At 66.4% G+C, this 13400-nt stretch carries 7 protein-coding genes; 5 read left to right on the top strand and 2 right to left on the bottom strand.

Annotated elements, in window-relative coordinates; genetic code table 11:
* The first annotated feature begins 35 nt into the window (after positions 1 to 35).
* The 3 genes from ACFQU1_RS15600 (at position 36) to ACFQU1_RS15590 (ending at position 4468) form a co-directional block, all read left to right on the top strand.
* Positions 36 to 1628, top strand: coding sequence for an outer membrane beta-barrel protein (locus ACFQU1_RS15600; protein ID WP_378134199.1), 1593 nt, complete (start codon positions 36 to 38; stop codon positions 1626 to 1628).
* Between the two features lie 96 nt (positions 1629 to 1724).
* Positions 1725 to 3047, top strand: coding sequence for a lytic murein transglycosylase (locus ACFQU1_RS15595; protein ID WP_378134197.1), 1323 nt, complete (start codon positions 1725 to 1727; stop codon positions 3045 to 3047).
* Between the two features lie 185 nt (positions 3048 to 3232).
* Positions 3233 to 4468, top strand: a complete 1236-nt coding sequence (locus ACFQU1_RS15590; RefSeq protein ID WP_378134195.1) for a GDSL-type esterase/lipase family protein — start codon at positions 3233 to 3235, stop codon at positions 4466 to 4468.
* Between the two features lie 56 nt (positions 4469 to 4524).
* On the opposite strand, the gene ACFQU1_RS15585 is transcribed toward ACFQU1_RS15590, so the two are convergent.
* On the bottom strand, positions 4525 to 5949 hold the full coding sequence (locus ACFQU1_RS15585) for a glutamate synthase subunit beta (RefSeq protein ID WP_378134193.1): 1425 nt from the start codon (positions 5947 to 5949) through the stop codon (positions 4525 to 4527).
* Between the two features lie 177 nt (positions 5950 to 6126).
* Entirely contained in the window at positions 6127 to 10809 is a 4683-nt protein-coding gene (gene gltB / locus ACFQU1_RS15580) for a glutamate synthase large subunit (RefSeq protein ID WP_378134396.1), read from the bottom strand.
* 597 nt (positions 10810 to 11406) lie between these two features.
* On the opposite strand from gltB, the gene ACFQU1_RS15575 reads away from it, so the two are divergent.
* Positions 11407 to 12468 carry a threonine aldolase family protein gene (locus ACFQU1_RS15575; protein ID WP_378134191.1) on the top strand — a complete coding sequence of 354 codons (1062 nt, stop codon included), beginning with the start codon at positions 11407 to 11409 and terminating at the stop codon, positions 12466 to 12468.
* 95 nt (positions 12469 to 12563) lie between these two features.
* The gene (locus tag ACFQU1_RS15570) at positions 12564 to 13364 is read left to right on the top strand and encodes a hypothetical protein (protein ID WP_378134189.1); all 801 of its coding nucleotides are present in this window, start codon (positions 12564 to 12566) and stop codon (positions 13362 to 13364) included.
* Positions 13365 to 13400: the final 36 nt, after the last annotated feature.

Below are 13400 nucleotides of genomic sequence, written 5' to 3'. Positions count from 1 at the left end.
AAGCCTTGGCGTGCGATTGGGGCCGATTCCGTCCGATGACGTCGATCGCACTTCTGGCCGTGGCTGCCGTTGCCCTCGCCGGCGCGACGACGGGCGCGAGAGCGCAGGATGCCGACGAGAATGACGGTCCCTTCGGCACCCTACGTGGAACCGAGCTGCCGACGTCCTCGTCCTCCTCATCGTCATCGGGTTCGGCCACACGCGCCAATACTGGCGATGACGATCAGCCCTTCGCGCTTCTACGCGGCGATTCCGGGCCGCTTCTGCTGACACCGCCGGCGGATGACACGGCGCCGCTGTTCGATCCCTCGCCGATGATGCTGCGCACGCGCGACATCGGTGGTGGTCCGCTGCGGCCCTCGGTCTACGGCCAGCTGGGACCGCCGTCGTCGACCCCACGCACGAGTGTGCAGAACCGGGTCTATGCAGATCTCAAGGGCGAAGCACCTGCCGCGACGCCAGAACGCAGACGGCCGAGGCGGCCCGCGGACGACCCCTACGAACAGCTCGGGGTCAGGATGGGCGGCCTGATCTTCCTGCCGTCGATCGAGGCCGACATCGGTTACGATTCGAACCCGCGTCGCATCAACACGGGCGTCAAAGGCGCCACGATGCTGCGGACCCTAGGTGAGGTCGACCTCAAGTCCGATTGGGGACGGCATTCGCTCACCGGTTATTTGCGTGGCGCCTATGACGCCTTCGTCGGCATGAGCGATGTCAATCGCCCCTCCGGCGATGGGCTCGTGAACCTCAAGCTCGACGTGCTGCGCGGCACGCAGTTCGAGAGCGAGGGGCGTTTCCAGCTCTCGACGCAGCAGCCGGGCAACCCCAATCTGCCGAACGGCGTCGTCAATCAGCCGCTTACCTTCACCGGCGGTGGCACGGCCGGCCTCGTGCACACGTTCAATCGCCTCTCGGTCGGCGCCTACGGCGATATCGACCGCAGCATCTACGGCAATGCCAAGCTCGCGGACGGCAGCACGCTCAGCCAGGAGGATCGCAACTACACCCAATATGCGCTTCGCCTGCGCACCGGCTACGAGATCAGCCCGTTCTTCTCGCCTTTCCTCGAAGGGCGCCTCGACAAGCGCCGCTACGACAACCGCATCGACGACTCCGGCTATGCACGCAGTTCGAACGGCACAGGTGTCAGCCTCGGCACCACCGTCAATTTCAACGATCTGCTGACCGGAGAGATCGCGGCCGGCTACGAACGCCGCGTCTACGACGACCCGCGCCTCGACGATCTCAACGGCCCGATCGGCCGCGCCTCGCTCGTCTGGAATGCGACGCCCCTGACCACGGTCAAGCTCAATGCATCGAGCACCCTCGGCGAGACGACGGTCCTCGGGTCGAGCGGCGTCGTGGTCCGCCAGGCCGGCATCGAGGTGGACCATGCCTTGCGCCGCAACCTTACGCTCACCGGCATACTTGACCTCACCGACAGCGATTATCAGGGCGTTTACATCAAGGAGCATGGGCTCACCGGTGAAGTCCGGCTCGACTGGAAGCTCACGCGCTCACTCATTTTCCGGGCGAGCTTCACCCACGACCGCCTGAAGAGCACATCTCCGGATTCCGACTATACGGCCAATGTCTTTCTGGTGGGTCTCAGGTTGCAGCGCTGAAGCCGGCGCAACCCCGTGCCTCCTTTCAACCTTTTTGAAAGGTTATCAAGCAACCACTAGGGGAGGTTCAATCAGTTCATACGTCGGAGATCGTGAATGGAGGTCAGAGGGGGGCTCGCCGGCCAACGTGGGACGCAGCGCGGCGCCTTGGCCGCGGGCCTGCGCTTTTCCGCCCTCCTGCTCGTCGGCTTGGGGCAGGTGTCCTGTTCGGCGGTCGGGGAGTTGACGACCTCGTCGATTTCAACGAGCCCGCCGGAAAGCCGATCATCCGTAGTCGCCGAGGGATCCTTGCAGAGACCATCGCGGGAATTCGTCGCCTTCTCCGAAGACGTCTGGCAACAGGCCAAGGCCCGGGGCGTCTCGCGGCGGACCTTCGAGCGTGCCTTCGCGGGTGTCGCCCCTGATCCCAAGGTCATCGCGCTCACGAAGAAGCAGTCGGAGTTCGTCAAGCCCGTATGGGAGTATCTGGCCTCGGCCGTTTCCGAGCAGCGCCTGCAGCGTGGCACGGCTGCCATCGCGGATGCCGCGCCGACCATCGTCAAGGTGGAGCAGGTCTATGGCGTCGATCGCCGCGCGATCGCCGGCGTCTGGGGCATGGAGACGAACTTCGGCTCCAATATGGGCAACAACGACGTCATCCGCGCCCTCGCGACGCTGGGCTACGAGAACTATCGCGGCGACTTCTTCCGCAAGGAGCTCGTCACCGCCCTGGTGATCCTCGAACAAGGCCATGTCGACCGTGACAAGATGATCGGCTCCTGGGCAGGCGCCATGGGTCAGACCCAGTTCATGCCGTCGAGCTTCATGGCTTATGCCGTCGATTTCACGGGCGACGGGCGGCGCGACATCTGGGGTTCGGCGCCCGATGCGCTCGCCTCGACCGCCAACTACCTGAAGAAGCACGGCTGGCAGACGGGTCTGCCCTGGGGCTTCGAGGTCAAGCTGCCGCGCGGCCTCACCTATGGGGCGAGCATGCAGCCGTTCTCGGCCTGGGCCTCGGCCGGCGTGCGGCGGATGGACGGACGAGCGATGCCGGCGGCCGGCGAAGCGCGGATTCTGCTGCCGGCCGGCGCGCGCGGCCCGGCCTTCCTCGTGACGAAGAACTTCAACGTCATCAAGCGCTACAACAATTCGGACGCCTATGCGCTCGGGGTGGCACTCCTCGGCGACAGGCTCTACGGCGGACCGCCCGTTCAGGCCCCCTGGCCGGTGGAGGACCGCCCGCTCGATCGCATGCAGAGCGTCGAGCTGCAGCGGCATCTCCAGGCTCACGGCTATGAGGTTGGCGAACCGGATGGCAAGATCGGCGCGCAGACGCGAGCGGCCATCGCAGCCTATCAGGAGAGGGCGGGCCTGCCCGCCGACAGCTATCCCAGCCTGACGCTCCTGGAACGTCTGCGCCGCAATACGTCCGGCTGAATCGGCGAGCCGCAGGCCATGCGAGACGGCTAGCCCCCGATGCGCTCGCCGAAAGTTGCATTCTGTCCGTTGCGTTCTGCGTTAAAGGTAGACGTGTTGCGCAACCGTTATGGGCGTGAGGGTGTTGCGTCGAGAGTGACCGGGGTACCACCGACCGCCGTCCCCCGCCAACGCACGAGCCGACCATGCGAGCCAGCCCGCGACTTGGAGTATTGTTCGCCGTTCTCGTCGCCGCGGCGGGCATCGGTCTTGGCGCGCTCGCCTTTGCCGGCCTGAACGCCGCGACGGCAACGCCCGCCCTTGCGCAAGCCGATCCCCTCACGCGCTTTCTCGACGGCATTTTCCGGCAGCAGACTCGGCCGCCGCCGCAGCAGATGATGCCGCGCCGCGCGACCCGACCAACGACGCGCCGCAAACGCCCGCGGCGTGCGCCGGCACCGGCGCCGGTCGTCGTGCGCGACCAGGCGCAGGAGCCGAAGCCCCCCGCCGACACCTTCATTTACGTGATGGGCGATGCCTTCGCCGATGATCTCGCCGACGGTCTGCAAGATGCCTTTGCCGAGGTGCCGACGATCGAGGTTTCGCGCAAGGTCAGCGGCAATTCGGGCCTTGTCCGCGACGATTATTTCGACTGGCTGAAAACCGCCCGCGAGCGGCTGGCGAGCAAGGACCCGGTCACGGTCGGTGTCTTCATCATTGGCTCGAATGATCGCCAACTCATGCGCGACGGCGACACCTCCGCAGACTTCGGCTCCGATCGCTGGCGCGAGCTCTACATGGCGCGGATCGACGCCATGGAGGCCGCTTTTGCGGAAAAGCAGGTGCCGCTCATCTGGGTGGGCCTGCCGCCCATGCAGAGCGCGCGCTATTCGGCCGACATGTCGAGCCTCAACGCCCTGTTTCGCGAGCGAGCGGCCAAGGCCGACGAGCCTTTCGTCGACATCTGGGAAGCCTTCGCCGACGACGACAACCGCTTCACAGCCTATGGCCCGGATATCAACGGCCGCACGGTGCGCCTGCGCAGCTCAAACGGCATCCACTTGACCAAGGCCGGCGCGCGGAAGGCCGCACATTTCGTGGAGCTCGAGATCCGCCGAATCCTGGAGGAGCGCAACAACGCCACCGTGCTCGCCCTGCCGCAGTCCGGGGAAGCCGGCGCGAAGGATGGTCAAGGATTGCTCGCGGGCCTGCCGGCACCTCCGGAGCCGGGCGCGCTCGCCATCCCGCCGCCGCCGGTGCTCGCCGGGCCCATCCTGCCTTTGACCCGCCGCGAGATGGCGGCTGGCGGGGCACTGGCGGATCGTCCGCCCGTCCTGTCCGGCTACGGGGGGCAACTCGTCCAGCGGGTTTACGACACCGGCCGCGCACCCGATCCGCGGCCGGGGCGCGCCGACGATTTCACCTGGCCGCCGCCGCAGTAGGCAGGCCGCCGCCCATACCTTCCGATATCCTCACGGAGATCGAGGCGGAGCGCCGTTCACCGCGGCAGATTGGTCGTTCCCATGAGGAATTCGTCGATGGCGCGAGCCGCCTGCCGGCCTTCCCGGATCGCCCAGACGACGAGCGACTGGCCACGGCGCATGTCGCCCGCGGCGAAGACCTTGTCGCGCGAGGTGCGATAGGCCTCCGTATCGGCGAGCACATTGCCGCGCCGGTCGAGGGAGACCGCCGATTGCTCGACCAGCCCGTCCACGAGCGGGCCGGCAAAACCGATGGCGATGAAGACGAGGTCGGCCTTGAGCAAGAACTCGCTGCCGGGGATGGGTTCGCGCTTCTCGTCGACGCGCGCGCAACGCACCGCGGTGAGCCGGCCCTTCGTTCCAACCAGGCCCAGGGTCGCCGCCTGAAACTCGCGTTCCGCCCCTTCCGCCTGGCTCGACGAGGTCCTGAGCTTCGTCGGCCAATAAGGCCAGATCGTCAGCTTGTCTTCCATGACGGGGGGACGCGGGCGGATGTCGAGCTGTGTCACCGACAGCGCGCCCTGACGGAAGGCCGTGCCGACACAGTCCGACGCCGTGTCGCCGCCGCCGATGACGACCACATGCTTGCCGGCAGCCAGGATCGGCTTTTCGTCCGGCCAGTTCTCCCGCCCATTGCGGCGGTTCTGCTGCACGAGATAGGGCATGGCGTAATGCACGCCGTCGAGCTCCTGCCCAGGCAGCTGGGGATCACGCGGATGTTCCGCGCCGGCGGACATCAGGACCGCATCGAATTCGGCTTCGAGCTCGGCGAAAGGCTTGGTCACGCCGACATTGATGCCGTAATGGAAGACGACGCCTTCAGCCTCCATTTGCACGACGCGCCGATCGATGTGGTGCTTCTCCATCTTGAAGTCGGGAATGCCGTAACGCAGCAGGCCGCCGGCCTTGGGCTCGCGCTCGAAGACATGCACCTCGTGGCCGACGCGCGCCAGCTGTTGGGCGGCAGCAAGTCCTGCCGGCCCCGAGCCGACCACCGCGACACGCCGCCCGGTCCGCTCGGCGGGGATTTCCGGCTGCACCCAGCCGCTCGCCCAGGCCTTGTCGGCAATCGCCTGCTCGATCGTCTTGATGGTGACCGGCACATTCTCGAGGTTGAGCGTGCAGGCCTCTTCGCAGGGCGCCGGGCAGATGCGTCCGGTGAACTCCGGGAAATTATTCGTGGAATGGAGGTTGCGCGCGGCTTCCTCCCAGTCGCCGCTATAGACGAGGTCGTTCCAGTCCGGGATCTGGTTGTGCACCGGGCAGCCGGTGGGGCCATGGCAATAGGGGATGCCGCAGTCCATGCAGCGCGCCGCCTGCCGGCCCACGTCCTTTTCGTCGAGGGGCAGAGTGAATTCGCGGAAATGGCGGATACGGTCGCCGGCGAGCTGATACTTCTGCTCCTGGCGGTCGTATTCGAGAAAACCTGTGACCTTGCCCATCGTCTTTTTCCAGTCGTTGCGCGGTCGAACCCACCTTTACCTCCCCCTTGAGGGGGGAGGTCGGCCGCGCAGCGGCCGGGAGGGGGTGAGAAAGCTGAGCCTGCGATCACCCCACCCCGGCGCGCTCTGCGCGCCGACCCTCCCCCTCGAGGGGAGGGTGGACCGCGGGCCTGTTGACTACTCCGCCGCCTGCAGCGTGCGCGCACGCTCCATTTCGCGAATTGCGCGCCGGTATTCAACCGGCATGATCTTCACGAACCTCGTGCGGTAGTTCTGCCAGCCGTCGAGAATAGTCTTGGCTCGTGTCGAACCGGTGTATTTGAGGTGATTGGCGATGAGCTGCATGAGCCGCTCCTCGTCGTGGCGGGAGAGGTCGTCGAGAATATCGATGCGGCCCTTCGTCTCCAGATCGCCGCCGTGGTGGTGGAGACGTTCCAGCAGGTCCTCCTCCTCCTCGACCGGTTCGAGATCGACCATGGACAGGTTGCAGCGCTTGGCGAAGGTGCCATCCTCGTCGAGCACATAAGCGATGCCGCCGGACATGCCGGCCGCGAAATTGCGCCCGGTCTCGCCGATGACGACCACCACGCCGCCGGTCATATATTCGCAGCCGTGGTCGCCGGTGCCCTCGACAACCGCGATGGCGCCGGAGTTGCGCACCGCGAAGCGCTCGCCCGCGACGCCACGGAAGTAGCATTCGCCGGCGGTCGCGCCATAGAGCACGGTGTTGCCGACGATGATCGACTGCTCCGGCACGATCCGCGTGTTGGCGGGCGGATAGATGATGACCTTGCCGCCCGACAGGCCCTTGCCGACATAGTCGTTGGCATCGCCCTCAAGCTCAAGCGTCACGCCGGCCGCGAGGAAGGCGCCGAAGCTCTGCCCGGCCGTGCCCTTGAGCTTGACGGTGATGGTGTCGTCGGGCAGCCCCTCCTCGCCGTAGCGGTTGGCGATCTCGCCGGAGAGCATGGCGCCGGTGGTGCGGTCGGTGTTCTTGATCGCATGCGTCAGAACCACCGGCTCGCCGGTCGCGAGCGCAGGTTCCGCGTCGCGGATGAGGTCGCGATCGAGAATGGCGTCGACCGGATGGCGCTGGCGCTCGGCATGGCGGATCGCCACATGCGCGTCCACCTCCGGCCGGTGGAACAGGCGCGTGAAATCGAGCCCCTTGGCCTTCCAGTGGTTGATCGCCTCCGTCTTGTCGAGGATCTCGGTATGGCCGATGAGCTCGTCGAGCCGGCGCACGCCGATCTCGGCCATCATCTCGCGCACCTCTTCGGCGACGAAGAAGAAGTAGTTGACCACGTGCTCCGGCAGGCCCTTGAAGCGCTTCCTGAGCACCGGATCCTGGGTCGCTACGCCGACCGGGCAGGTGTTCAGGTGGCATTTGCGCATCATGATGCAGCCGGCGGCGATCAGCGGCGCCGTCGAGAAGCCGAATTCGTCGGCGCCGAGCAGGGCCCCGATGACCACGTCGCGGCCGGTCTTCAGCCCGCCGTCGACCTGCAGCGCCACACGTCCGCGCAGGTTCGAGAGCACCAGCGTCTGCTGGGTCTCGGCGAGACCGATCTCCCACGGGGAGCCGGCGTGCTTCAGGGAGGTGAGGGGGCTCGCGCCCGTGCCTCCTTCGAAACCCGAGATGGTGATGTGGTCGGCGCGCGCCTTGGCAACGCCCGCCGCGACCGTGCCGACGCCCACCTCCGACACCAGCTTGACCGACACATCCGCCGACGGATTGACGTTCTTCAGGTCGAAGATGAGCTGCGCCAGGTCCTCGATCGAATAGATGTCATGGTGCGGCGGCGGCGAAATGAGGCCGACCCCCGGCGTCGAATGGCGGACCTTGGCGATGATCGCGTCGACCTTGTGGCCGGGCAGCTGCCCGCCCTCGCCTGGCTTGGCGCCCTGGGCCACCTTGATCTGCATGACGTCGGCATTGACGAGATAATGCGCCGTCACCCCGAAGCGGCCCGAGGCCACCTGCTTGATGGCCGAGCGGCGCGAGCGGCCGTCCGGCAGCGGCACGAAGCGCTCCGGCTCCTCGCCGCCCTCGCCGGTGTTCGACTTGCCGCCGAAGGAGTTCATGGCGATGGCGAGCGTCTCGTGCGCCTCGCGCGAGATCGAGCCGAAGGACATGGCGCCCGTCGCGAAACGCTTCACGATCTCGGCGGCGGGCTCGACATCCGCGAGCGGCACCGGCTCGCGGCCGAGTTCGCGCGCATTCTTGATGCGGAAGAGGCCGCGGACGGTATTGGCGCGGCTGCCCTGCTCGTCGACCAGCTTGGCGAAATCCTGGTAGCGCTCGCGCGCGTTGAGGCGCACGGCATGCTGCAGGGTGGCCACTGTGTCCGGCGTCCAAACATGGTTTTCGCCGCGCATGCGGTAGGCGTATTCGCCGCCGACATCGAGCGCGTTGCGGAAGATCGCCGCATCGCCGAACGCATCGTTGTGGCGCTGCACGGTTTCTTCGGCGACCTCAGGCAGTCCGACGCCCTCGATGGAGGTCGCGGTGCCGAAGAAATAGCGCTCGACGAAGTCGCTCCGGAGGCCGACCGCGTCGAAGATCTGCGCACCGCAATAGGACTGGTAGGTGGAGATGCCCATCTTGGACATCACCTTGAGCAGCCCCTTGTCGATCGACTTGATGTAGCGCTTGACGATCTCGTCCGCGTCGACCTCCTCGGGGAAGTCGAGCGCCTCGTGCATCGAGAGCAGCGTCTCGAAGGCGAGATAGGGGTTGATCGCCTCCGCGCCGTAGCCGGCGAGGCAGGCGAAGTGATGGATCTCGCGCGGCTCGCCCGATTCCACGACCAGGCCGACCGAGGTCCGGAGGCCCTTGCGGATGAGGTGGTGGTGCACGGCCGCGGTGGCGAGGAGGGCGGGGATCGCGATGCGGTCCGGCCCCACCATCCGGTCGGAGAGAATGATGATGTTGTAGCCGCCCGCCACCGCCGCTTCGGCACGCTCGCACAGGCGTTGCAGCGCCCCCTCCATGCCCGCCGCGCCCTGCAGGGCCGGGAAGGTCATGTCGAGCGTCTTGGTGTCGAAGACATCCTCGTAATGGCCGATGCAGCGGATCTTTTCGAGATCCTCATTGGTCAGGATGGGCTGGCGCACCTCGAGCCGCTTCTTCCGTGAGGTGCCCTCGAGATCGAGGATATTCGGCCGCGGCCCGATAAAGGACACGAGGCTCATGACGAGCTCCTCGCGGATCGGGTCGATCGGCGGGTTCGTCACCTGGGCGAAGTTCTGCTTGAAATAGGTATAGATCAGCTTGGAACGCTGCGACAACGCCGAGATCGGCGTGTCCGTGCCCATGGAGCCGACCGCCTCCTGGCCGGTCACGGCCATGGGCGGCAACAAAAGCCTCACGTCTTCCTGCGTATAACCGAAAGCCTGCTGGCGATCGATGAGGCTGACGTCGGTGCGCGATTCACGCGCCTGCACCGGCGGCAGCTCCTCCAGCACGATCTGGGTGCGCTTCAGCCACTCCTTGTAGGGATGGCTCGTGCTGAGCTCCTGCTTGATCTCCTCGTCGGAGACGATGCGGCCCTTCTCCAGATCGATGAGAAGCATGCGGCCGGGCTGCAGCCGCCACTTTTTGACGATCTTCTCCTCGGGTATGGGGAGCACGCCCATTTCCGATGCGCCGACCACCAGATCGTCGTCGGTCACCACATAGCGGGCAGGCCGCAGGCCGTTGCGGTCGAGGGTGGCGCCGAGCTGGCGCCCATCGCTGAAGGCGATCGCCGCCGGGCCGTCCCATGGCTCCATGAGGGCTGCGTGATATTCGTAGAAAGCGCGCCGCTCCTCGCTCATCAGCGGGTTGCCCGCCCAAGCTTCCGGCACGAGCATCATCATGGCATGGACGAGCGAATAGCCGCCCTGCACGAGGAATTCGAGGGCGTTGTCGAAACAGGCGGTATCGGACTGGCCCTCGTAGGAGATCGGCCAGAGCTTGACGATATCGTTGCCGAAGAGGTCGGAATCGACGGAGGCTTGGCGCGCCGCCATCCAGTTCACGTTACCCCTGAGCGTGTTGATCTCGCCGTTATGGGCGACCATGCGATAGGGATGTGCGAGCGACCAGGTGGGGAAGGTGTTGGTGGCGAAGCGCTGGTGGACGAGCGCCAGCGCCGACTCGAAGCGCGGATCCCGCAGGTCGGCGTAATATTCGCCGAGCTGGGTCGCGAGCAGCATACCCTTATAGACGAGGGTGCGCGAAGACAGGCTGACCGGGTAATAGCCGGCCGTGCGCGGATCCTTCATGTCGTAGATGGCGTTCGAGATCACCTTGCGGGCGATAAAGAGGCGCCGCTCGAACTCGTCCTGGTTCGTGGTTGCCGGTCCCCAGCCGATGAAAAGCTGCCGGTGAAGCGGCTCGGTCGGCTTCACCGTCTCGCCGAGACCGGTGTTGTCCACCGGCACGTCGCGCCAGCCGAGGAAGGTGAGGCCCTCTTCGGCGACGACCCGCTCGACGATCTCGATGACGAGCCGAAAACCTTCCGGGTCGCGCGGCATGAAGAGATGGCCGACGGCATAATGCCCGGGTACCGGCAGGTCGATACTGAGCCGGCGGCACTCGTCCTCGAAAAAGCGGTGTGGGATCTGCACGAGCATGCCGCAGCCGTCGCCGGCCTTGGGATCTGCCCCGACCGCGCCACGGTGGTCGAGATTATGCAGGATCGCGAGCCCGTGCTCGATGATCGCATGGCTTTTGCGGTTCTTGAGGTCGGCGACGAAGCCGACGCCGCAGGCATCATGCTCCCTGCGCGGATCATAGAGGCCTTGCGCCGGCGGAAAGCCGACATCCACCGCCGTCCGCGCGGTGCCCGTCGGGCGCGCGCCTTGCAGCTTCATCTCAGCCGGATGCGATGGTGACCGATGCTCTGCCATCTCGACCCTTCCTCCCACGACCCCCGTTCGTCGCACAGGACGCCACGTCGACACCAGAGGTGCCGCCATGCCGATCTCGTCTTCAGGAGGTCCGGTCGCGCTGCGCGCCGCGCCCGCACCTCGGCGGGCTGCAACCGGAAGGGTCGCGGCGCCCGCTATCCCCGCTTTGCGCGGGGGGCGGCTTTCTGGTCTCGTTTCGTCGCTTTGGCGCGTGCCATCTCAGAACCGCGTATCGTCTCGGCCCGCCGCATTCGGCCAAGCCGCTGGAATGGGACAGCATGACTGTCCTAAGTCAGCGGAACATGCCAGATTTTTTTCCGCCGCACAAGCGCCCAATTTAACTGACTGTTACAGAAAATTCCTGCGGACGGCATAAGACGAAAGAATATGGCCGCGCAGGCCCATTTTTCGCAATGATCTTTCGCGGGTAGCCTTTATCCTTGATCGATCGCGGCACTGCAGCCAGCGCATGCCTAAATTTGAGGGGCGCCGAAGCGTCTCATTCCACAAGTGTCGTCCCTTCTCTAATCTCGCTTCCTGCATCAGACAGCGGAGGGGCCGGTGAATTTCGGCAGTGACAATGTGGTCGGCGCGAGCCCGATCGTTATGGACGCGCTGGCGCGCGCCAATCAAGGCGCGGCGGCCGGCTATGGAAACGACACGATCGCAGCGCGCGTGACGGACCGGCTCAAGGCCGTCTTCGAACGCGACCTTTCGGTTTTTCTGGTGACTACGGGCACTGCGGCCAATGCGCTGAGCCTCGCCGCGCTCGCGCCGCCATGGGGCTCGGTTCTGTGCCATGTAGAGGCGCATGTGAACCAGGACGAATGCGGCGCCCCGGAATTCTTCTCCGGCGGGGCCAAGCTTGTCGGCCTTCCCGGCCTCTGCGGCAAGTTGACGCCGGATGTGGTCGCGGCTCATCTCGCGGAGGCCTCGCATGCACCACCGCCCCATGCCGTGAAGCCGGCTGCGCTCACGCTGACGCAGGCAACGGAGGTCGGCACCGTCTATAAGCCGTCCGAGATCGCCACGCTCGCCGATCTCGCCCACAGCCATGGGCTCGCCGTGCATATGGACGGAGCGCGTTTCGCCAATGCGCTGGTGCGCCTCGGGGTGAGCCCCGCGGAACTCACCTGGAAGGCGGGTGTCGATATCCTCTCTTTCGGCGCGACGAAGAACGGCTGCCTCGCCGCCGAGGCGATCGTGGTCTTCGATCCGGCGCGGGCGGATCACCTCGCCGAGCGCCGCAAACGCTCCGGGCATCTCCTCTCGAAAGGCCGCTTTCTCTCGGCCCAGCTCGACGCCTATCTCGCCGACGACCATTGGCTCGCGCTCGCCCGCCACGCCAATGCCATGGCCGACCGGCTCGCCGGCGGCCTCGCGGCACGCGGCATCCGGCTCGGCCTGCCGGTCGAGGGCAATGAAATCTTCGCGGTGCTGCCGACCGGCCTCCATGCCACGCTCAAGGATGCGGGGTTCGTCTACTATGAATGGCCGACAGCAAGTCTGCCGCCCGAGGCTGCGCCGCATGCAGGCGAGGTGGTCGTGCGGCTCGTCACGTCCTTTGCGACCACGGAAGCCGAGGTGGATGCGCTTCTCGGGCATGTGGCACGCGCCTCCTGAGGCGAAGATCGTAAAGAGAGCGTTAACATGCCGTATAGGCGCCTCAATCGACCCTAGAATCGCATCATGACGCGTATGGATCGAGTGAGTTCTTCATGACAGGCGCAGGCATTCGGAAGTCATCTGCTGGAATCGGCCGGCTTGCGGGCGCGATCATGCTTGCGGCCGGCGGCTCGGTTGTGGCCGGCATAGCACCTGCGGCGGCGCAGTTCTTCGACCGCCCGCCGGGATTTTTTCAGCCCTTGCCGCCCGAGCCGATACCGGAGGCTCCTCCGCCGTGGGCGCGGGGGTGGCGGGCCGCTCCGCCTCCCCCCGATGTCTATGGCGACGAACTGATGCCGCCTGAGGCGGTGGTCCGGATGGTCGAACGCCGCGGCTTTGCGGTCGAGGGGCCGCTTCGCCGGCGCGGCGACGTCTATATCGTGCATGCGGTGGATGGGCGCGGAGATCTCACGCGTCTGATGGTCGATGCCTTCGACGGCACCATCGTCAGCCGTCGCGTTCTCGCCTCGGCGTCGCGGGACTGGGAAGAGGAGGAGGAATTGGACGGGCCGCCTCCGCTGGCACGATTGGAGCCGGGGCCTGAGTCGCGCTACCGCGAACGGTTTGCCGCCCGCGAGCCCGCGCAACTGCCCGAACCGCGTGTGATCCCGGCGCCGCCCATGCCGAAGATCGCGGTGACGCCCAAGGTGCCGCATCCGCCGGTGCGCCCGCGGGGGCTGGCGACCGGGACGGAACCGTCCGTAAAACCGGCAGACACGCCTGCACCGGTAGCGCAAGCGACGCCCGCACCGGCTCCCAGCGTGCCCCGGGCCGAGCCCGCGCAGCCGCAGAGGCCGGGCGATGTCGATATCGCACCGCCCGATCTGCCAGAGGTCGGCCCACCGTCCTTCTGACGAAGCCGAGGGGCAGGTCCCGGCCTCTATCCGTAG

This window comes from Chelatococcus sp. GCM10030263, from assembly GCF_042666455.1.
GTDB lineage: Bacteria > Pseudomonadota > Alphaproteobacteria > Rhizobiales > Beijerinckiaceae > Chelatococcus.
Note: the sequence above shows the minus strand (reverse complement) of the source record. Positions and strands in the feature narration are given on the sequence as shown.